Annotated in this window: 18 protein-coding genes; 12 read left to right on the top strand and 6 right to left on the bottom strand. The window is 61.2% G+C overall.

Features of this window, described 5'->3' with window-relative positions:
* Window positions 1–108: 108 nt before the first annotated feature.
* The 7 genes from HK20_RS06095 (at window position 109) to HK20_RS06065 (ending at window position 9,318) form a co-directional block, all read left to right on the top strand.
* On the top strand, window positions 109–549 hold the full coding sequence (locus tag HK20_RS06095; RefSeq protein WP_086646252.1) for a DUF1636 domain-containing protein: 441 nt from the start codon (window positions 109–111) through the stop codon (window positions 547–549).
* Window positions 546–1,598 carry a cobalamin biosynthesis protein CobW gene (gene cobW, locus HK20_RS06090; protein ID WP_086646200.1) on the top strand — a complete coding sequence of 351 codons (1,053 nt, stop codon included), beginning with the start codon at window positions 546–548 and terminating at the stop codon, window positions 1,596–1,598. Before HK20_RS06095 ends, cobW begins: the two co-directional genes overlap by 4 nt.
* A gap of 14 nt (window positions 1,599–1,612) precedes the next feature.
* The gene (cobN, locus tag HK20_RS06085) at window positions 1,613–5,053 is read left to right on the top strand and encodes a cobaltochelatase subunit CobN (RefSeq protein WP_086646199.1); all 3,441 of its coding nucleotides are present in this window, start codon (window positions 1,613–1,615) and stop codon (window positions 5,051–5,053) included.
* Window positions 5,054–5,056: 3 nt separating this feature from the next.
* Window positions 5,057–6,406: a cobyrinate a,c-diamide synthase gene (locus HK20_RS06080; RefSeq protein WP_086646198.1), complete on the top strand. Its 1,350-nt coding sequence runs from the start codon at window positions 5,057–5,059 to the stop codon at window positions 6,404–6,406.
* Window positions 6,407–6,527: 121 nt separating this feature from the next.
* Window positions 6,528–7,106 (top strand): histidine phosphatase family protein, encoded by a 579-nt coding sequence (locus tag HK20_RS06075; protein WP_086646197.1) that lies wholly within the window; start codon window positions 6,528–6,530, stop codon window positions 7,104–7,106.
* Window positions 7,107–7,150: 44 nt separating this feature from the next.
* Window positions 7,151–7,777, top strand: a complete 627-nt coding sequence (cobO, locus tag HK20_RS06070; RefSeq protein WP_086646196.1) for a cob(I)yrinic acid a,c-diamide adenosyltransferase — start codon at window positions 7,151–7,153, stop codon at window positions 7,775–7,777.
* A 14-nt stretch (window positions 7,778–7,791) separates the two neighbouring features.
* Window positions 7,792–9,318 (top strand): cobyric acid synthase, encoded by a 1,527-nt coding sequence (locus HK20_RS06065; RefSeq protein ID WP_086646195.1) that lies wholly within the window; start codon window positions 7,792–7,794, stop codon window positions 9,316–9,318.
* Between the two features lie 33 nt (window positions 9,319–9,351).
* On the opposite strand, the gene bluB is transcribed toward HK20_RS06065, so the two are convergent.
* Both bluB and cbiB read right to left on the bottom strand, forming a co-directional pair.
* Entirely contained in the window at window positions 9,352–9,990 is a 639-nt protein-coding gene (gene bluB, locus HK20_RS06060; protein WP_086646194.1) for a 5,6-dimethylbenzimidazole synthase, read from the bottom strand.
* A complete protein-coding gene (gene cbiB / locus HK20_RS06055; RefSeq protein WP_086646193.1) occupies window positions 9,987–10,976 on the bottom strand; it encodes an adenosylcobinamide-phosphate synthase CbiB in 990 nt (329 codons plus the stop codon). The genes bluB and cbiB overlap by 4 nt, the downstream gene beginning before the upstream one ends.
* A 49-nt stretch (window positions 10,977–11,025) precedes the next feature.
* Here cbiB and cobD point away from each other — a divergent pair, with 49 nt between their 5' ends.
* Window positions 11,026–12,105, top strand: coding sequence for a threonine-phosphate decarboxylase CobD (gene cobD, locus HK20_RS06050; RefSeq protein ID WP_086646251.1), 1,080 nt, complete (start codon window positions 11,026–11,028; stop codon window positions 12,103–12,105).
* Between the two features lie 156 nt (window positions 12,106–12,261).
* Window positions 12,262–12,522 (top strand): hypothetical protein, encoded by a 261-nt coding sequence (locus tag HK20_RS06045; RefSeq protein WP_086646250.1) that lies wholly within the window; start codon window positions 12,262–12,264, stop codon window positions 12,520–12,522.
* 66 nt (window positions 12,523–12,588) lie between these two features.
* On the opposite strand, the gene HK20_RS06040 is transcribed toward HK20_RS06045, so the two are convergent.
* Window positions 12,589–13,419, bottom strand: coding sequence for an adenosylcobinamide-GDP ribazoletransferase (locus tag HK20_RS06040; RefSeq protein ID WP_086646192.1), 831 nt, complete (start codon window positions 13,417–13,419; stop codon window positions 12,589–12,591).
* Window positions 13,416–14,465 (bottom strand): nicotinate-nucleotide--dimethylbenzimidazole phosphoribosyltransferase, encoded by a 1,050-nt coding sequence (cobT, locus tag HK20_RS06035; protein WP_086646191.1) that lies wholly within the window; start codon window positions 14,463–14,465, stop codon window positions 13,416–13,418. The genes HK20_RS06040 and cobT overlap by 4 nt, the downstream gene beginning before the upstream one ends.
* A gap of 60 nt (window positions 14,466–14,525) precedes the next feature.
* On the opposite strand from cobT, the gene cobU reads away from it, so the two are divergent.
* Window positions 14,526–15,086 carry a bifunctional adenosylcobinamide kinase/adenosylcobinamide-phosphate guanylyltransferase gene (gene cobU / locus HK20_RS06030; protein ID WP_086646249.1) on the top strand — a complete coding sequence of 187 codons (561 nt, stop codon included), beginning with the start codon at window positions 14,526–14,528 and terminating at the stop codon, window positions 15,084–15,086.
* A 222-nt stretch (window positions 15,087–15,308) separates the two neighbouring features.
* Window positions 15,309–16,763, top strand: coding sequence for an NAD-dependent succinate-semialdehyde dehydrogenase (locus tag HK20_RS06025; RefSeq protein WP_086646248.1), 1,455 nt, complete (start codon window positions 15,309–15,311; stop codon window positions 16,761–16,763).
* Window positions 16,764–16,850: 87 nt separating this feature from the next.
* Here the strand turns inward: HK20_RS06025 and HK20_RS06020 are convergent, their stop codons facing one another.
* Both HK20_RS06020 and HK20_RS06015 read right to left on the bottom strand, forming a co-directional pair.
* Window positions 16,851–19,019 carry a TonB-dependent receptor domain-containing protein gene (locus HK20_RS06020; RefSeq protein WP_086646190.1) on the bottom strand — a complete coding sequence of 723 codons (2,169 nt, stop codon included), beginning with the start codon at window positions 19,017–19,019 and terminating at the stop codon, window positions 16,851–16,853.
* Window positions 19,020–19,117: 98 nt separating this feature from the next.
* On the bottom strand, window positions 19,118–19,663 hold the full coding sequence (locus tag HK20_RS06015; protein ID WP_233129102.1) for a DUF2946 domain-containing protein: 546 nt from the start codon (window positions 19,661–19,663) through the stop codon (window positions 19,118–19,120).
* 71 nt (window positions 19,664–19,734) lie between these two features.
* Between HK20_RS06015 and HK20_RS06010 the strand changes: the two genes are divergently transcribed.
* On the top strand, window positions 19,735–20,640 hold the full coding sequence (locus HK20_RS06010) for an energy transducer TonB (protein ID WP_158093037.1): 906 nt from the start codon (window positions 19,735–19,737) through the stop codon (window positions 20,638–20,640).
* Window positions 20,641–20,741: the final 101 nt, after the last annotated feature.

The following is a 20,741-nucleotide window of genomic DNA, read 5'->3' as shown; positions in this document are numbered from 1 at the left end:
ACCCGGTGGTGCGTTTTCTTTGCCATATGCGTGGCAGAGGGCTGGTTGTTACTGCCCCATGCCTGCCACAACCCCACGTTGTGGAAAAACGGCCTGTTGGAAAGACGCATGACCGCCGAACACTCTTTGCCTTCCTCTTCTGCTCATTCAGCACAGGCGGGGCCACCCGTGCTGCATGTCTGCGTTACGTGCAGGCGGGGCGGGCCTGCCATGGATTGCCCGCCGGGTGAACAACTGCTCGAGCGCCTGCAGGTTCTGCTGGATGCGGAGCATCTGGCTGGGGTAGTCCCTTCCGCCACGCTGCGCCCGGTGGCCTGTCTGGCAGCGTGTGACCGGGGGTGTACTGCGGCCATAGCCATGCCCGAGCGCTGGACATGGCTGCTGGGCCACCTTGGGCCAGAAAAGGCTGAGGATATTCTGGCTTATGCCCGCCTGTATGCGGCTTCGGCCAAAGGGACTGTTATGCCATCGCGCCGCCCTGCAACGCTGGCCGATATGGTGCTGGGGCGTGTGCCCGCAACGCTTTATAACGAACAGGAAGAACCATGACTGCTGCCAAGACACGTGTGCCCGTAACCATTATTACCGGTTTTCTGGGCGCTGGTAAAACCACCTTGCTGCGGCACCTGCTCAGCCGGGCGCAGGGGCACCGTATTGCCGTGGTGGTGAATGAATTCGGCTCGCTCGGTATTGATGGCGAAATCCTGCGTGGCTGCGGGGTGGAAGGTTGCCGCGAGGAAGACATTGTCGAACTGACCAATGGCTGCCTGTGCTGCACTGTCGCGGATGACTTCCTGCCCACCATGGAAGCCCTGCTGGACCGGGCCGACCCACCCGAACATGTGGTGATTGAAACATCAGGGTTGGCCCTGCCCAAGCCTCTGCTCAAGGCGTTTGGCTGGCCCACGGTGCGTAACCGCATGACGGTAGATGGCGTTGTGGCCGTAGTGGATGCCCCTGCCGTAGCCGCCGGGCGCTTTGCGGATGACCCGCAGGCCGTGGAAGCACAGCGGGCCGAAGACCCCTCGCTGGACCATGACAACCCGCTGGCCGAGGTGTTTGAAGACCAGATCAACGCTGCCGATCTGGTAGTGCTGAACAAGACCGACCTGCTGGATGCAGCCCAACTGGCAGCAGTGGAGCAGCATATTCGGGACCATGCTCCCCGCCCTGTGCAGATTGTGCGGGCAACGGAAGGCAAGGTAGACCCCGCCGTGCTGCTGGGCATTGGCGCTGCGGCCGAGAGCGACCTTGCCGCCCGCCCATCCCACCACGATGCGGAAGATGGCGAGCACGAACATGATGATTTTGAAAGTTTTGTGGTAGCCGTGCCAGAACAGCACAGTGTGGATGAGTTCCTGACCACCTTGCAAAACACGGCTCGCAGCTTTGACGTGCTGCGTATGAAAGGCTTTGCAAGCGTTGCAGGCAAACCCATGCGTCTGGCCGTGCAGGGGGTGGGCAGCCGCTTCCGGCATGAATTCGACCGTCCCCTCGGTGTTGGGGAGGACCGTACGGGCCGCATTGTGGTCATCGGCCAGAAAGGGTTGGACGCCACGGCCATTGCCACCGCTCTTGCGGGCCATCTGGCTGCGTAAGGGAGTTTACGGGCATGCACCTTCTGGTCCGCGAAAACCGGACACTGGATGAACAGAATACAGCCGAAGACCTGGGACTGCCCGGTGCGGATATTGTTGTTCTATCCTTTACAGAGAGCGATCTGCTGGGGTTGCGCCACGCGGCACAGCAGATGCGCGCGCAGGTGCATGCCCGCTTACCATCCGTTCAGGTGACAAGTCTGGCCCGCCTGCGGCACCCCATGTCGATCGACCTGTATGTGGAAAGTACCTTGCAGGGTGCCAGATGCGTGGTGGTGCGTCTGCTGGGTGGGCTGGATTACTGGCGTTACGGGGTGGAGGAGCTGGCTGCGTGGGCGCGCGAGCAGGCTGTGCCCGTCGTGTTTCTGCCCGGTCATACCGGGTGCGGTGGGTCTGGGCAGCCAGCAGGCGGTACGGTGGAAGATACCCGTCTGGCCGAACTGTCCTACGGTGTGCAGGCCGCCCAATGGCAACGCCTGAACGGCTTTTTTGCCCAAGGTGGGCCGGATAACATGGCCGCAGCCCTGCGGCTTATGTCAGCCCTTGCCGGATATGGGGAGGATGACGGCACACAGCCCGAGCCTCTGCCCACATGGGGTGTTTATCGTACGTATCCGGCAGCCGGTGAGCAGGCGGTTTGTTCGGCCGTGCTGGTTTTTTACCGAGCGCACCTTCAGGCATCGGACATGGCGGGGGTGGAACGGCTGGCCGCGGTGCTGGCCGGGCAGGGCTGCACCGTGGCGGTGCTGTTTGTGACATCCCTCAAGGACCACGGCGTTGCGCAGGGTGTTGCTGAGTATTTGTGCCGCACAAAGCCCGATGTGGTGTTGAATGCCACCTGTTTTTCCGCTCGTGGGGGGCTGGGGAGTTCCCCGCTGGATGCGGCGTGTGCGCCTGTTTTGCAGGTGCTCCAGCCGGGCTGTACGCAGGTCTTGTGGGCTAAAAGCGCACGCGGGCTGGGGCGCTCGGACCTTGCCATGCAGGTTGTTCTGCCAGAACTTGATGGAACAATCGCCACATTTCCCATTTCCTTCCGTCAGGAGGCAGCTCCGGGGCTGCCTGCCCAGCGCGTGGCGTATGATGCCGGCATTGCCATGGTGGCGGCACGGGCCAAGGCATGGGCGCGGTTGCGGCATACGCCTGTAGAGCAAAAACGGGTTGGTATTGTACTCTCGGACTATCCCGGCGCAGGGTTGGAGCAGGGCAGCGCGCATGTGGCCCATGCCGTTGGTCTGGATGGTTTTGCCAGCCTGCACAACATTATGGAGCATATGCAGCAGAAGGGGTACCAACTGGGGGAGCAGCCGGCGCCAGCCGCGCAGGAACTGGCCCGCCTTATGGCTCAATCCCCCCCGCAGGCTGTTTTATCTCTGGCAGATTATAAAGCTTTAAGCGCGGAACTGCCGCCGGACTTTATGGCCACCATTGCGGACGCATGGGGCCCGCCAGAGCAGGATGCAGCGGTCAGGGATGGCGCATTCCACCTGCGTTATGTGGCTTTGGGTGCCATAACCCTTGCCGTGCAGCCCGACCGAGGAAAAACCGCAGAGCGTAAAGCCACTTATCACGACCCGGACCAGCCACCGTGCCACGCCTATGTGGCGTTTTACCTCTGGCTACGCCGCAGCCAAAAACTGGATGCACTGGTGCATCTGGGCACACACGGCACGCTGGAATGGCTGCCGGGCAAGGCAACGGCTCTTTCCCCGCTCTGTGCGCCTGCGGTGCTTACGGGGGATATGCCGGTCATTTACCCCTTTATTGTCAATAATCCGGGGGAGGCGGCTGCCGCCCGCAGGCGTCTGGGTGCCGTAACCATCGGGCATATGACGCCCCCGGTCATGCAGGCCAGCCTGTCGGGCGAAATGCAGGAACTCGAACGCCTGATTGATGAATACGCAGAGGCCGATGGGCTGGACCCCCGCCGTGGTGCCCTGCTGCGGGCGGATATTCTGGAGCGTGCAACCCGCACGGGTGTTCTGGCCGAAAGTGGTGTCAGGCCCGGAGAGTTGGATGAGACAGAAGCACTGGCACGGCTGGATGCGTATCTGTGCGATGTCAAGGACCTGCAAATCCGTGACGGGCTACATGTTTTTGGCAAAACAGCACCGCGCTGCACGGCTCTTGTGCAAACCATTGCACAGGCCTGTGCCCGGCAGGGGGACCAGACATTTGTAGCCGATGTTACGCAACGCATAAAGCAGTGCGGCACGGCGGAAATGCACGCCCTGCTGGCAGCTCTGGCAGGGCAGCCGGTGGCAGCTGGGCCCGCTGGCGCCCCCACGCGTGGGCGTATTGACGTGCTGCCAACCGGGCGCAACCTTTTTACCGTGGACCCGCGCGCCCTGCCAACGCCGTCTGCCGTGGTGCTGGCGACCCGGATGGAGCAGGTCCTGCTGACCCGCCATCTGCAGGAACACGGCGAACCCCTGACCAGACTTGTTATGGATATGTGGGGCTCAGCCAGCCTGCGCACGGGGGGGGAGGATCTGGCTCTGGCCCTGCGCCTTATGGGGGTAGAGGTGCAGCGCACTGCCAGCACGGGCCATGTGTGCGGGTTTGAGGTTATTCCCCTCCCCGTGCTGGACCGGCCTAGGGTGGATGTCACGCTCCGTATTTCCGGCCTGTTCCGGGATGCCTTTGGCGAGCAGATTGCCCTGTTCGATCAGGCGGTCAGCGCAGTTGCCGCCCGGCGTGAACCTGATGACTGGAACCCCCTTGCAGCACAGGCCCGTGGGCTGGAAGGGGAGGCCCGCAAACGGGCTACCGCACGTATTTTTGGTGCTGCCACAGGAAGTTACGGTACCGGGGTGGAGGACCATCTGCTCCACGGCACATGGCATAACCGTGAAGAACTGGGGGCCGCATGGCTGGAAGGTTCCTCGTGGATGTATGGTGGCGGGCGGGATGGCACGCGTGATCAGGCAGCCCTGTCCACCCTGCTGGGGCGGGCAGAAACTGTCCTGCACGTGCAGGACAATGCCGAAACCGACTTGCTGGAAAGCCCCGATATTGCCGCGCATGAAGGGGGGCTGGCCGCCGCCAGTCACATGGCGGGGGGCGCACCTGCGGTTCTGCACGGAGATACCTCCCGCCCACAATCCCCCCGCCTGCGCGGCACAGCAGATGAGGTCGCCCGCATTGTGCGGGGCCGTCTGGCCAACCCGCAATGGATAAAAGGCATGCAGCAGCACGGATATGCCGGTGCTGCCGAACTGGCACGCGGGCTGGACGCGCTGCACGGTTTTGCCGCCACCATGCCCCAGCGTTTTGACCCGCAGTTTGATCTGGTGTTTGCCGCAACACTGGGGAATGCGGAATGTGATGATTTTTTACGCCAGGCCAACCTTGCGGCAAGGGAGGCCATGCGCCAGCGCTTCAAGGAGGCCATGCGGCGTGGTCTGTGGCACCCACGCGGTAACAGCGTGGCCTGTGTGCTGGATGAGGGTGAATAACGCATGACAACACGGGCCATTATGGTCGCTGCTCCACGGTCTGGCGGGGGCAAGACAACGCTTACACTGGCCCTGCTGGCAGCGTTTGGCAGGCGGGGTTTGCGGGTTGGCGCGGTCAAAACCGGGCCGGATTACATAGACCCGGCTTTTCATGCCGCCATTACGGGCCGTCCGGGCCTTAATCTGGATAGCTGGTGCATGCCCGATGCCCTGCTGGGCCGTGTTATGCAGGCGGCCTGTCAGGATGTGGATATTCTGGTCGTGGAATCGGCCATGGGGCTGTTTGATGGCTTATCCCTGCCCGACGGGCAGCGGGGGGCGCCGTCCGATATTGCTGCGCATTTTGGTATTCCGGTTCTGCTTGTGCTCGACATGTCGGGGCAGGGGCAGTCTGTGGGGCCAATCGCCAAGGGGTTTGCGCAGTGGTCCCCCCATGTGCAGGTGAGCGGGGTTGTGCTCAACCGTGTGGCCTCCCCCCGGCATGAGCGGCTGGGGCGTGAGGCCGTGCAGGCCGCGCAGCTACCCGTTTATGGCGCATTGATGCGGCAGATGGGGCAAACCCTGCCAGAGCGGCATCTGGGGCTTGTGCAGGCGCGTGAGCACGGGAACCTCGCTGGCTGGCTGTCCGATCTGGCAGACAAGGCCGAGCGGGAGCTGGATCTGGACGGTATTCTGGCTGCTGCCCGGCCTTTGCAGAGCGGAGTGGGGGAAGAACTATCCCAGACCGGCGTGCTGCCACCACCGGGGCAGCGGATTGCCGTGGCGGATGATGCGGCTTTTTCCTTCCTGTATGGGCATCTGGCCCTGTTCTGGCGGCAGGCCGGGGCGGAACTGGTGCCGTTTTCCCCTCTGGCGGATGAAGCCCCGGACCCATCCTGCACAGCCTGCTGGCTCCCCGGTGGTTACCCCGAACTCCATGCAGGCGTGCTGGCGGGGGCTGCCACCTTCCGTACCGGGTTGGCGCATTTTGCCCGCACACGGCCTGTGCACGGCGAATGTGGGGGCTTTATGGTGCTGGGGCAGGGGCTGGAAGATGCACAGGGCGTGCGGCATGGCATGGCAGGTTTGCTTGGCCACAGCACGTCTTTTGCGCGACGCAAGTTGAATCTGGGCTACCGTGAGGCCACTCTTGTAGCCGATGGTGTTCTGGGTGCGCGTGGGGCGCGTTTGCGCGGGCATGAGTTCCATTATGCCACCGTGCTGGAGGGGGGGCAGGATGCCCCACTGGCCAGTCTGCGCTCTGGTATAGGTGAGGAACTGGGGATGTGTGGTGGCCAGCGTGGGTTTGTGTCTGGCTCCTTTTTCCATGTGCTGGCCAGTGCGCCAGAGCCGATCACCATGTCTTGCGGCTGAATTAAGGGGGTGGTGGTGTGCCCGGCTTGTCGGCAAAGTGTCTGGGGCAGGTCGGGGCCGGTTTGTCTGGCCCGTCTGGTCGGTGTGAACAACGGACAGAGATGAAAAGAGGAGACAGGCCATGCAGTCTTTTCCTGTATTGCTGGTAAGGCATGCTCCCGTGCTGCTGCCTGAAGGTGTCTGTTACGGCAGGCAGGATGTGGCGTTGCGTCCGGGATGGGAAAAAATCGTGTCCGGGCTTTCTGTTCTGGCCAAGGGGGCGGTCTGCCGTGTGCTGTATAGTTCGCCAGCACAGCGCTGCCGGGATATGGCGCAACGTCTGGCATTGGCAACCGGTATGGAACTGCGGGTGGACCCAAGGCTGGCCGAACTGGACTTTGGCCGTTGGGAAGGGCTGCGTTGGCAGGATATTGAGCGCAGGCAACTGGATGAATGGGCTAGGGACCCATCCAGCTTTGCCCCGCCGGAGGGGGAGAGCGGTCTGGCGCTCTGCCACCGCATTACCGACTTCTGGCAGGATATGCACCGTAAGGGGGAGGCCGCGTGTGTGCTTTCACACGGCGGGCCGTTGCGTATTCTCAGCGCACTGGCGGCGGGGGAGCAGCCGGAACTGCTGGCTCCTTCCATGCCGCAGGGTTTTGCCCGGCTGTTTATGGTGGAGCAGGCCGCTACCCGCCCGGCCCTGCACCCTGTTGGGTGAGCCGACCGTACACACGTATCTGACAGACAGAGAATACCAAAACCATGAGTAACGAGCAGCACAATACGCCAGAGCACGACGCCGAACGCCATAAGGAAAAAATGCGCAAACGCAAGGCTGTGCAGGATAAGGAGGTCGCCAGCAAAACCGGGGAAAAAGGTCTGCTGCTGGTTAATACAGGGCCGGGCAAAGGCAAGTCCACGGCAGCCTTTGGGCTTGCTCTGCGCATGCTGGGCTATGACCGGCGCGTGGTGGTGGTGCAGTTTATCAAAGGGGCATGGCATACGGGTGAGCGCCGGGCACTCGAACGCTTTGGTGATCTGGTGGAATGGCACAGCATGGGCGAAGGGTTTACGTGGGAAACACAGGACCGCGCGCGGGATGTGGCGGCGTGCGAACGCGCATGGGCCGTGGCGGTGCAGGCACTGGCCCGGCCGGATGTTGCCCTTGTGGTGCTGGATGAACTGAATGTAGCCCTGCGCTACGAGTATCTGGATATAGAGCGGGTTCTGACGGATATTAACGCCCGGCCACAAAGCCAGCATGTTGTGGTAACGGGCCGTAACGCCAGACAGCCCATGCTGGACGCGGCTGATCTGGTCACGGAAATGACATTGGTCAAGCACCACTTCAAGGCCGGGATCAAGGCGCAGGAAGGCGTGGAGTTTTGAGCGCTCGCGTTCTTATGGTGCAGGGCACAGGCTCAAGCGTTGGCAAATCCACACTGGTTGCAGGGCTGGCGCGGGCTCTGGTGCGGCGGGGGATGCGGGTATTGCCCTTTAAGCCACAGAACATGTCCAACAATGCCGCCGTTACACTGGATGGTGGAGAAATCGGGCGGGCACAGGCCCTACAGGCCCGAGCCTGTGGTGTGCCGCCCATGGCGGATATGAACCCGGTTTTGCTAAAACCACAGGGCGAGACTGGGTCTCAGCTTGTTGTGCGTGGCCAGCGGGTGGATACGGTGGAGGCCCGGCATTACCAGAGCCGCAAAGAGCAGCTTATGCCGCAGGTTCTGCAAAGTTTTAAAAATCTGGCGGCCAGTGCGGATATTGTTCTGGTGGAGGGGGCGGGGTCTGCCTCCGAAGTTAATCTGCGGCGGCATGATATTGCCAATATGGGCTTTGCCCGTGCCGTGCAGGCACCTGTTGTGCTGGTAGGGGATATTGACCGAGGCGGCGTGATTGCCAGCCTTGTGGGCACACAGGTCGTATTGCAGCCAGAAGATGCAGAGCGGATCAAGGGGTTTGTGGTCAACCGCATGCGTGGGGACCCGACCCTGTTTGCCGATGGTATGCAGTTTGTTGCCCAAAAAACCGGCTGGCAGGCGCTTGGGTTGGTGCCTTACCTGCCTGATGTACACGACCTGCCCGCTGAGGATGCCGCCGACCTCATGGACACTTTGCGGGCAAGGCGGTTGCAGGGACGAGTGGGGGATACGCAACCAGAACCCCGCTTACGCGTGGTTGTGCCCATATTACCTATGATTGCAAATTTTGATGATCTGGACCCGCTCTGTGCCGAACCGGGGGTCGAGGTTATTCCTGTTATGGAAGGGGAGGCCCTGCCGCAGGCCGATGTTATTCTGCTGCCCGGTTCCAAAGCTACTCTGGCGGATCTGGCGTGCCTGCGCGCGCGTGGCTGGGCCGGGCGTATTGTAGAACATGCACAAAAAGGCGGTGTGGTTATGGGTATTTGCGGTGGCTACCAGATGCTGGGCCATAGCGTTGCCGACCCGCACGGCACGGAAGGCCCGCCCTGCACGGCGCAGGGGCTAGGGCTGTTAACCATCCACACCGTTCTGGGGGATGATAAAAAACTTGAATATGGCAAGGGTTTTCTGGCTCAGGGCGGTCAGCCCGTTGCAGGGTACGAAATGCATCTGGGGCACACCCACAGGCCGGAGGGCTTTACCCCTCTCCTGTGGTTGAACGGGCAGGCCGAAGGGTGCGTGTCGGGGAATGGCCGGGTCTGGGGCACATACCTGCATGGCGTGTTTACACACCGTGCGGCCCGGCTGGCCTTGCTTGAACGTGCTGCAGGTGCTGCGTTTGCACCAGAGGGCATATGGGCGCAGGCCGGGCAGACCCTGCCGGACACGCATGATGGTGTGGTGGATGCCGCACTGGACCATCTGGCTGACCATCTGGAACGGCATATGGATATAGACGCTCTTCTGGCACTGGCCAGTCTGCCGGTTTACGCTGCGTGATGGCAAAGGGGTGTATGCCCCGCACTGTACGGGCTAGCGGGCAATCCATTTGCGGCGTGCGGGGTTGCGCTGTTCCCAGCCACGGCGTTCCAGCTCGGGAGAGCTGGCAGGTTCCAGCGGATAGCCAACGCACAGATAGGCCAGAAACTGCCATTCCGGGTTAATGCCCAGCACCCTGTTGGCCTCTTTTGGGTCCAGAATGGAAACCCAGCCAACACCAATGCCCTGCGCGGTTGCTGCAAGCCAGAAGGTATGAATGGCCATAACGGCGGACCATGTGGTGGTCTGGGGCATGGTGCCCCGGCCCAGTCCGCGGCCTTGCGTAGGGTTGGTTTCACAAAAAACGGCAATATGGTGGGGAGCATCGTCCAGCCCGGCCAGTTTGAGCGATGCGTAATGCTGGGCGTCGTCCCCGCCTCGTCCGGCCAGTTCACGCGCATTGCTGTGAGCAAAGTTCTCACGGATCGCATGGCGGCGGGTCGGGCTATCCACTTTTACAAAGCGCCACGGCTCGCTCAGCCCCACGGAGGGGGCCAGACAGGCGGTTTCCAGCAGGTGTGTCAGGGTACGGTCGGGGAGCGGGTCTGTCCGGAAATGGCGCACATCCCTCCGCCATGTAAAAAGCTGCTCAAGTTCGGCTGCAAAAGCGGGGGAAAAGGAGGGTGCATTCATGCCCCTATCATGCCGCCAAGTGCAGCGCACAGCAACCCGGCAATAAGCACGCCGCATGCACGCCGGTACAGGCGCAGCCCACGCTCCAGATCAGCCACACCGGCCCCTGATGTGCCGCTGCCAATCCATGGGTCTTTGGTCATTTTGCCGCCATAGGAGCGCGGGCCTGCCAGCAGGGTGTTCAGGGCTGCGGCCATGGCGGCTTCCGGCCAGCCTGCATTGGGGGAGCGGTGGTGGGGGGCATCGCGCTTTATGGTCCGCCAGATATGGGTCCATTGCTGCCGTGGAGCGGCCAGCATCAGGCACAGCGCAGCCAGACGGGAGGCAGGCAGGTTGATCAGGTCATCCAGTTTGGCCGCAGCCATGCCAAAGGCTCTGTAACGGGGGTTAAGATGGCCGATCATGCTATCGGCTGTGTTGACACATTTGTAAAAAACCGCCCCCGGCAGGCCAAACAGGGCGGTCCAGAACAACGGGGCCACAATCCCGTCCGAAAAGTTTTCGGCCAGACTTTCCAATGCCGCGCGCACAACTGCGGCTTCATCCAGTGCGCTGGTGTCACGCCCTACAATCATGCTTACGGCTTTGCGGCCAGCAGACAGGCCATTGTGGCGCAGGGCTGTGCCCACAGCCTGCACATGCACCCATAGCGAGCGCTGTGCCACAAGCGTGCTGGCCAGCCCTGCCTGCACAAGCAACATGACAGGGGCAGGCAAAAGAGTATAACCCACCCCAAGCAGGCCGGCTGTAAGGGTAACGGGTATGGCAATAATCAGGGCCAGTGCCACAAACCCCAGTAACCGCCGTGTGCGCTCGGATGTGTCCATCCTGTTCAGCACATGTTCGAGCCGGTCGATCAGCGCGCCAATCCACATAACGGGGTGGCCGATCATGTTTAGCAGGGGGGCGGGGTAACCCCAGGCGGCTTCCATGCCAGCGGCAAGGGCTGCCACTGGCAGGGTGATGGAGAGGGGGAAGAACAGCATGGGGGCGGGTATGAACACTAGGCTGGCACAAAAGATCACGGACGCTACCATGCACCATGCAGCACCGCCTAACGGTTTGTCCTCCACAACAGGTGCAGCAGAACTGCCGGTGCCCAGCCATGGCGGGCAGGTGCAGGCTGTCATGCGGCATTTTGTGGGTGCGCCGGAGCCTTTTATAGACCTCTCCACAGGGATTAACCCCGTTGCATACCCGCTGGTCTGGCCAGACCCGAAAACCCTGCAACGCCTGCCCGAAGAAGGGGAGGAGCAGGCTTTGCAAGAGGTTGCCGCCCGTGCCTATGGCGTGCCATCGCCCGACATGGTGGTAACCGGGGCTGGCAGCCAGAGCCTTATAGCCCTGCTGCCCCGGTTGCTGGGGGCACGGAGGGCCTGTGTGCTGGGGCCAACCTATTCTGGCCACTGGCAGGCGTGGGAGCACAATGGTGTGCCATGGAGCGGCGTGGAGCACGTGCAGCAGGTCCGCCAGGCCGCACAACAGGCGGGAACGGCCTGTGTGATCTGTAACCCCAATAACCCCGATGGCCGCCTGCTGGACATGCAGGACCTTGCTACTCTGGCGGAACAGTGCGCAAAGGCGGGGAGCTGGCTTGTGGTGGATGAGGCCTTCGGGGATTTTGCCACCCATAGTGTGGCTTCCCTGCTGCCGCACCCGGCACTTGTTGTGCTGCGTTCGTTTGGCAAGAGCTACGGCCTGCCGGGGGTGCGGCTGGGCTTTTTGCTGGCGGATCCGGCACTGGCACAAAAGGCGCGGTCCCTGCTGGGGTCATGGCCGGTTGGGGCAGTCGCCCTTGCCGCGGGCACGCAGGCACTGGCCGATACGCACTGGGTGCAGCAGGCGGCGCAAAAAGCCCGTCTGGACCATGCAAGGCTGGTAGAGATGCTGCATAATGCAGGCCTTGCATGGCGGGGGCAGGCTACGTTGTTCACACTGGTTGATACCCCCCATGCCTATGGGTTGTGGGTGCATCTGTGCCGCCACGGCATTGTAACCCGCCGCTTTGCTAGGTGCTCCCATAGCCTGCGGATTGGCCTGCCCGCGAACGAGGCAGAATGGACCCGGCTGGCATGTGCGCTCAAGGCATGGCAGGTGGCCCGGCAGGAGGCGTAAAAAAGAGATGGATAGGGCGTGGAGTGGCGGATTTTAGCGCCTTATGGCTGCAAAAACCTGCCTTGTCATATTTTCATCAAACTGTTTGTCACGCTTTCCTCTTCCCTTTTTTGCGGCATGGTTCATAGAAGGAAACAGGCAGAAAAGGATACCGCCATGCAAGACCAAGACGAAGTGATCGTAGGCTACCTCATCCAGCGTGAAGATGCAGAGGGCGAACTGTCCTTCTGGGAGCCACGGAACGAGTGGCAGGAAGACCCCAACGAAGGCAAGCTCTACGAAAAGGTGGAAGAAGCCGAAGCAGACGCCAAAGCCCTGCAGGAAGGGGACGACGCGACCATTACGGTAGAACTGGTCTTTGAAGCAGACGACGAAGACTGGGACGAAGACGAAGAAGAAGACGCCCCCAAAGCCTGATAAGGCCCCTTGCGTGCCGCTTTAACAGGGCGGCACGCAAATGCGGGTGCTTGTATGCGGCAGGGCTTAGGCTAATGCCGCGTAAAAGCTCAGCAGCAGGCATTCCGCCACCACTGCGCAGCACCCCAGCACATCCCCCGTAAAACCACCAAGCAGACGTCTGGCGCATAATGCAACAAGTGCTGCCGTGGCGCAGCCGATGCCCGCAGGTGCCGCCATAAGTGCCAGAGAGGCCCACAGGCTTAGCCCTGCATGGCCATATGCCAGAACGCTCAGGCAGGCCATGACCCCCATCGCCACAAAAACCGCTCCCCACAGGGAAGGAAAGGGAAGGGGGGAGAGCATGCGCGCCAGCCCGTTGGCGCGGGCCGGGGGCACAAGGGCTGGCACCAGCAGCATGGCCATTCTGGCAAGGCAGGCGGTTGTGGCGCATACCCCAATGCTCGCCCATATGGGGAGTGCCGCCAGAGCGGCCGCACGTACAAGCAGGCTTAGCCCAAGGGCCATAACGCCGTAACTGCCCACATGGCTGTCCCGCATGATGGCCAGCCTGCGCTCTGGTGTGCTGCCACCACAACCATCGGCCATATCTGCCAGTCCATCTTCATGCAGGCCGCCTGTCAGGATGCTCTGGCAGGCAAGCGCCAGACCGGCGGCGGCAAGGGGGGGCACATGCGCCATACGGAGTGCAGCGAGCACACTGCCGGTTAATGCCCCGATCAGGGTGGCAATAACCGGCCAGCACCAGATTGATCTGGCCAGTGGCCAGGGTTGGGTGCTGTCTCTGTCCGCAGGTGGGGCCAGCCAGATGGAGGGCAGGCGTGTCAGCAGGCTCAGGCCACATGCAAGGTCTAGCCTGCGCCTGTCCAGCCAGTGGCCGGGCTGGGCGGATGTCATGCTTTTTCAGAAACAGCAGCTTGGGCAAAGGTTGCCATGCCCGTATGGCACGCAACCGCCGCCCGCAGGATGGGAATAGCCAGTGCGGCACCAGAACCTTCGCCAAGGCGCAGGCCAAGCCCGCTCAAAATGGGCCGCATATGCAGGTGCCGGGCCAGTCGGGCGGTATGGCCTGTTTCGGTCGGGCAGTGGGAGAGGGCGGTATGCTCCAGCGCATTGGGGCGCAGGTGTGCCAGAGGCGCCACCGCTGCGGTGCAGACAAACCCATCGAGTATGACAGGAATACGCATCAACCGGGCAGCAAGGGTAGCCCCCAGTGTTGCGGCCAGTTCGTACCCGCCCAGACGGCGTGCCACTTCCAGCGGGTGTGCCAGATGGGCGGCATGGTGCTGGAGTGCTGTGTCTATAACCCCGGCTTTATGTGCCGTGCCTGCGGCGTCCAGCCCGGTGCCCTGACCGGCCCAGTTTGCACCGTTCTGGCGGGTTAAGGCGGCGCACAGGGCAGAGGCAGCGGTTGTGTTGCCTATGCCCATTTCGCCCAGACAGAGCAGGTCGCATGTCCGGGGCACAGCGTTAAAACCGACCTGCACGGCAGCCAGAAAATCCTGCTCCGTCATGGCCGGGCTGGTGGTAAAATCTGCGGTGGGAACCAAGTTGTTAAGTGCGACTACCGCCAGTTCCGCCTGTGCCACGCGGGCAAGCTGGTTAATGGCGGCCCCTCCCTGCTCAAAGTTCTGCACCATCTGGGCCGTGACCTCCACAGGCCAGGGCGAGACATGGTGTGCCATAACACCATGATTACCTGCAAAAATGAGCACCTGCACGTGTTCCAGCTTGGGGGGCGCGCTGTGTTGCCATCCGCCTAGCCAGCGTGTCATCTCCTCCAGATGGCCAAGGCTGCCGGGTGGTTTGGTCAGCTCCGCCTCCCTTTGCTCTATGGTCTGCTGTGCCTGCAGGCTGGGTGGGGGCAGATCCGCGCACAGGGCCTCCAGCGCAAGCATGGAGGAAAACGGGCCGGGCTGGGGAGGGATGGAAGAAGAGGGCATGGTGGTAATTGTGTGCTGTTATGGAGGTTCACGCAAATGGAAACAGGGGCAGACGCGCGTATGCACAGTGTAAGGCTCGATCTCCACAAGGGAGGTGCCGCAGGTAGCCTGCTTGTGCTGGGTGGCGCAAGATCAGGCAAAAGCCGCTTTGCCGAAAATGCCATAACAGCTCTGCCCGGCCCAAGAATATACCTGGCCACGGGCCGCGCGTTTGATGATGAAATGCATGACCGCATTGCCCGGCATAAGCGCGAGCGCGCCAGTGCAGGCTGGCAGACGGTGGAAGAAGCCCTGAATGTGGCCGATGTGCTCCACCAGCACGCCAGCACCCCGGTTTTGCTGGACTGCCTGACCTTGTGGCTGACCAATCTTCTGCTCGACGGGAGGGAGGTGGAAGGCCCCACCACCGCCCTGCTTGCCAGTTTGCACGCACGCACCGCTCCGACGGTTATGGTGGGGAACGAGGTCGGGCTGGGTATTGTGCCCCAAAGCCCGCTGGGGCGGCGCTTCCGGGATGAGGCCGGGCTTTTGCACCAGCGTCTGGCAGCCTGTGTGGGCAAGGTGGTGTTTGTGGCGGCAGGGCTGCCCATGGTGCTCAAGAACGAAGGTGCTTCTGCCTAAGTTACGGTAAGGGGCCGGTGGCAGGTGGAGGGTAAAACGCCCTTTGCCCGGTGGCGCGTGGTCTGCCATTATGGCGCTGGCTTTTTTGCGGGCGTGCCAGCGCAGGGCGTAAAATGCAGCCAGACCTCTTGCGCACTCGGGCGGAAGATGGTGAGTGGCTGACGCTTGTGTGGGCATAACCGGGTTATCACCATACCCGTTCATTTTGGCTGAGAGATGCATATGTCAGAGACACCAATCAACACCCAGCTTCTGATCGCAGGACAGTGGCAGGATGCGGCCGATGGCCGTACACTCCCCATTCTGGACCCTGCCAGTGGCGAGCTTATTGGCAAGGTTGCCCATGCCTCTGTTGCCGATCTGGATAAAACGGTGGCCGGTGCCGCTGTGGGTTATGACGCATGGCGCAACCTGAGCGCATGGGACCGCTATGCGATCATGCGCAAGGCTGCCGACCTGCTGCGTGAGCGTGCAGATGCCATTGGCCGGATCATGAGCCGCGAACAGGGCAAGCCTCTGGCTCAGGCCGTGATCGAAATTAATGCCGCCGCCGGTGTGATCGAATATTTTGGTGAAGAAGGCCGCCGCCTGAACGACGAGCTGGTGCCCGCGCGCGTGCCAGATGTTGAACAGCGTGTGCTGCACCGCCCCATTGGTGTGGTGGCTGCCTTTACGCCGTGGAACTTCCCCATCAACCAGATTGCCCGCAAGCTGGGGGCAGCACTTGGGGCCGGGTGTGGTGTTATTGTTAAAGCTCCGGAGGATACCCCAGCCTCTCCGGCCGAGCTGATCCGCTGTTTTTGCGATGCGGGTATTCCCGCAGGGGCTGTGTCTCTGGTTTATGGCACGCCAGCGGAAATTTCGGAGTATCTGATCGCCCATCCGGTGGTGCGCAAGATTTCCTTTACCGGTTCTACCCCCGTGGGCAAGCATCTGGCCGCACTGGCTGGTGGGCAGATGAAGCCGGTGACCATGGAACTGGGTGGCCATGGTCCGGTGATTGTCTGCCGGGACGCGGATCTGGATCAGGCGGCCGAGCGTGTGGCTGCTGCCAAGTTCCGCAATGCCGGGCAGGTGTGCATCGCCCCCACCCGCTTTTTGCTGCACAAGGACATTGCCGCCGCGTTTATTGAAAAGTTCAAGGCCCAGATGAGCGCGCTCAAAATTGGCCGTGGGCTGGACGCAGGCGTGACCATGGGCCCCGTTATTAACGAACGGCGCGTCAAGGCACTGACCGAACTGGTGGATGACGCCCGCGCCAAAGGGGCAGAGCTGTGGCAGCCTGATATCGCACTGCCTAACAAAGGCTTTTTCTTCCCCCCGACGCTGGTGCTCAAGCCCACACTGGATATGCGGGTCATGCAGGAAGAACCGTTTGGCCCGATTGCCATTATGGATGAGTTTTCCGAACTCGCAGACGCCATAAAGGAAGCCAACCGCCTGCCTTACGGTCTGGCAGCATATGTGTACACCGGCTGTGAGCGTACAGAACGCCTGCTGGGTGAAAAACTGGAAGCTGGCATGGTGGCTATTAACCACCACGGTATTGGCGTGCCGGAAGTGCCGTTTGGCGGCATCAAGGATTCCGGTTACGGCACGGAGGGTGGCCCTGCTGCTCTGCGGGCGCATACGATCATCAAACTGGTTTCCAGCCTGCATCGGCCATCTGCTTACTAAAAGTATTTGGTTTTATCATCGGGTTTAAAAAATGCCGTGCGCTGGTGGAGCGCACGGCATTTTTGTATGTAAGAGACCGCTAAAAAATCAGAAAGTGGCAGAAAGACTGACGTTGAATGAACGACCCATGCCCGGCATGGGCATGCGTGTGCCATCGCGCTTTAAGTCGTATGTCAGAATACCGCCAAGAGGCATGTAGTAAGCCTGATTCAGCACGTTATCGATCCCTGCTGTCAGTGTCATCATTTTCCAGTTGTAGCTGCCGTTCAGGTTCAGCAGCGCATAGCCGGGGGTGCGTGGCTCGTTACGGAGTGAGTCCACTGTATCCTTGGCTTTGACAAAATTCATTTCTGCCCGGCCTGTCCACGGGCCTACGGTTTCGTTCAGGCCGAGTGTGCCGTTCAGGGGCATCTGCTGGTACAGGCCGGTATGGGTGACCTTGTCCTGCCCACGGACCCAGTTGAGTACGCCGGTTATTTCCCCTTTGCCGTAACGGCTTGTATTCCACACCGTATAATGGCCGGAGGTGTTAATGCCGTACATCTGGGCATTATGGTTTTCAAAAATATACTGGTTACTGTTGGCGCTCAGGTTTTTGACAAAATTGACGTTAATGTAGTTATGCACATAGGTGTAATAGGGCTGCACCTTCAGCTCCCACCTCTGGGCGGAGGTCGGGTCATGCCAGTCGAATGTTACGCTGGCCGTGTTCCCGATTTCGGACTTCAGGTTCGGGTTGCCAACATAGCCGTTGCCATCACCAAACCAGCCGATCATTTTGGAGGACATGCCTCCCTGCCCCCATGCGTAGCGCTCGTACAGGTTGGGCGCGCGGGATTTGCGGGCATAGCCTGCTTCTATGGTCAGGCTGTCTGTCGCTTTCCAGCGGGTCAGGGCGGTGACGTCAAAGTTTACGTCCGAGCGCCCGTGGTTAATGCGGTTGAAGTTGTCGGCGGCTTTTATGTCCGCAGCACTCATCATGCCGGTCCAGGAATAGGGCGAAACATTGCCCGTGTTCATCATGACCAGATCATTGCGCAGGCCAAGCAGGGTGGAAACGCGGGGTGTCCACTGGGCCTCCCATTCCGCAAAGTGGCCTAGCCGGTCTCTATGGCCGTTATTGATGTTGTTGAAGGTGTTCGGCCCCATCATCATGCTGCCAACAACGGGGGGCCACCAGTCCCGCAGGCCTTCATGGTCGAATGAGCTGCCAAGGCGGAGTGTATGCTGGCGGGCCAGCGGAATTGTGGCCTTTATGGAATAGCCAGCCGAGCGCTGGTCATCATTCATGGGCATGCCTTTTGTGGTGGAGTGTCCACCCTTGTCATCCAGCATGTTCATGGCGTGGGTGACGCGCTGCCAGTGGCCACGGGCTTCCAGCGTGCCCCAGTTGAAGTCCCCCACATATTTGCCGTTTACGTAGGTGGAGCGGTTGTTGGTCATGTCCATATACTGGTTGGCAAACCCTTCCCGCGGGGCGTCCTGCTGGCCAAAGGTCAGCACCAGCAGGTGGTTTTTCTTATGTATGCCAAGCGTTACGTCATGCGTGTAGCGCACGTATTCGGTCGATCCGACCTTACCTATGCCGCCCCCGCCGCTGTAGTCCTCCGACTGGTCGTAAGAGGCATTGTAGCGCAGGCTGAAGGTGTCGTTCGCAACGGTCATACTGCCTGCGGCGGAATAGCCGCCACCATTGCTGCGGTAGGTGCCGCGTGCGCGCCCGGTAAACAGGATTTTGCCGTGGCGGGCAAAGCGCGGGTCTGCGCGTTCCACATCAATGGTGCCACCCAGACTGTCCCCCCCATTGCTGACTGATGTCAGCCCTGCAATGGCGGTTGCGGTCTCCACACTGTCAGGGTCGATGTAAGAGAGTGCAGGGTTCATGTGGTTAGGGCAGGCGGGGTTGATGCGCACGCCATCCACCACGGTTGCAACCCGGTCATCCGCCATGCCGTTGAGCACGGGCAGGTTGGCCAGACGCCCCCCACCGTAACTGCTGAAACCCGGCTGGTTACGGAAGAGAGATGCCGCATCCGGGCTGGAAAGGCGGGACATGCGAGCCGAGCTTTTATCAACCTGTGACGCACTTAAAAGGCTATCGGCCAGAGCGGCATCTTCCTGCGCGGTGGAAATATCCACCCGTGGGAGGGTCACAACAGTTGCGGCCAGGCCGGGGCTTGCGGCGCAGGGGAGTGCGCACGCAGCCATAAGCCACAGCCAGTTACGCTGGCTGCGGGCAAAAAATGGATAGGACATAAACAGAAAAAACCCTGTTCAAAGCATACTGAGTAAGGTCCCCGGCCAAGAGCATACGGGCGCAAGCGCGCAGATGCACCAAAGCGGGGAGTGAGGTTTCAGAAAGCCTGAAGCAGGGTAAGGGGGGGTCCACGGGAGGGGGGCAGGCCCAGAACGCAGGCGGGTGGCGCCCGTGGGGCGGAGGCCGCACTGCCACGGCGGATCCAGCGCAGGGCAGGGGCTGGCAGAAGCAGGAAAACAGCAGGCAGTGCCGCAAAAAATGCCAGTAATGGGCAAAGCGGGCAGCTTGCCTCATCATGATGATGGGCGGGATGCTGCTGCTGGTTTTTTTGCGCACTGGCCATGCAGTGCATGTGATGCATGCTGCCCCCGGGCATGGGGGCGCAGTGTGCCTGCGCAGTGTGCGGTTGTACCGCATGCGGGGCAATATCTATGCCTGTCAGCCGGATAAGCGTTGCACGGGGGAGCTCTTCTGGCAGGGAAAGCGACTGGAGCGCCATAAGCCCAACAAGACCCGCCAGCGTAACCATGACCAGCGGCCATAACAGCAGCGCGCGAATAATGGGGTTGCGACGGAACATAGGGCGGATCAGAAGCTTTTCAACAGTCAGAAGTACACAGGCACTTTGCCATGGTTGTGCCATGTTTGCGCTTTTATGAACCACCCTGTCAAATCAAACAGGGCTATGCCATAATTCAGGGCGGAGGCAGCACCGTGAGCAAATGGCATACAGACAGACAGGAACAGGTTGAGCCTGACCACAGGGCCGTGCCATGCGCGCCTGTGGAGTGTTCTGTTGGAGCGCTCAGGCAGCGCGGGCTGGCTATTGGGCTGTCTGACGAGCACAGGTTTGTCTGGCTGGTGGCTTTTGCCGTGGCGGTTCTGGCGCATGTTGCCATGACCGTGTGGCTGATCATGACAGTCTCCCCCCAGACGGGCACGCAGCAACCCGCTGCAGTTTCCATGCTGTTTGAAGCGCCCAAGGCACCATTGCCTGAAGCTGAACAGGCACAGGCGGGGCAAACAGCCCCCAAACTTCAGGCCCAACCCGCCCCGGCCATGGAAGATATGCCGGATATGGATCCGCAATCCCTTACTCAGAACGAGGCAGTGGTTCTGCCGCCTTCCGTCAGGGCTGAAGCCGAACATCTTCCCCCGGCATCTGCCGTGCCCAAAAAACTGGTTCAGCCCGCCCCGGCTATGCAGCACGACAAAAGTGTACAGGCCACCACCAAAGCGCCACCGGAGGCAGCGCATACGGGGGAAGGCACTACAACCGCTCATACCCATGCAAAAACGGATATGGCTGCAACAGGTGGGCACGCCGTGGCACCTCCCAGCGCTGCTGCTGCGGGGCAGAAAGGGGGCTTTCAGCTCTCCTGCTCTGCCCCCGAATCACACTACCCCGTATCTGCACGCCATTTGCATGAAGAGGGTGAGGCCGTGGCCGAAGTCAGTATCAACGCCAAGGGACAGGTAATTGCCGCAAGGCTGGTGCAAAGCACGGGGTATGATGATCTGGATGATCAGGCGTTGCAGACCGTTAAAAATCTCCATTGCACTCCCCCTGAAACGGCTGTGGTCACGGGCCGGATACCTGTTGGCTTCCACATTCAGTAATTAAGCTTGTGTCGGGGAGAATTTTACAGTAGGAGACTGGTCATTGCCTCTGTCCCGTTCGTCTAGAGGCCTAGGACACTGCCCTTTCACGGCGGCAACAC

Source organism: Acetobacter sp. DsW_54 (assembly GCF_002153575.1).
GTDB classification, from domain to species: Bacteria; Pseudomonadota; Alphaproteobacteria; order Acetobacterales; family Acetobacteraceae; genus Acetobacter; species Acetobacter fabarum.
This window is presented reverse-complemented; position numbering and strand designations above follow the sequence as displayed.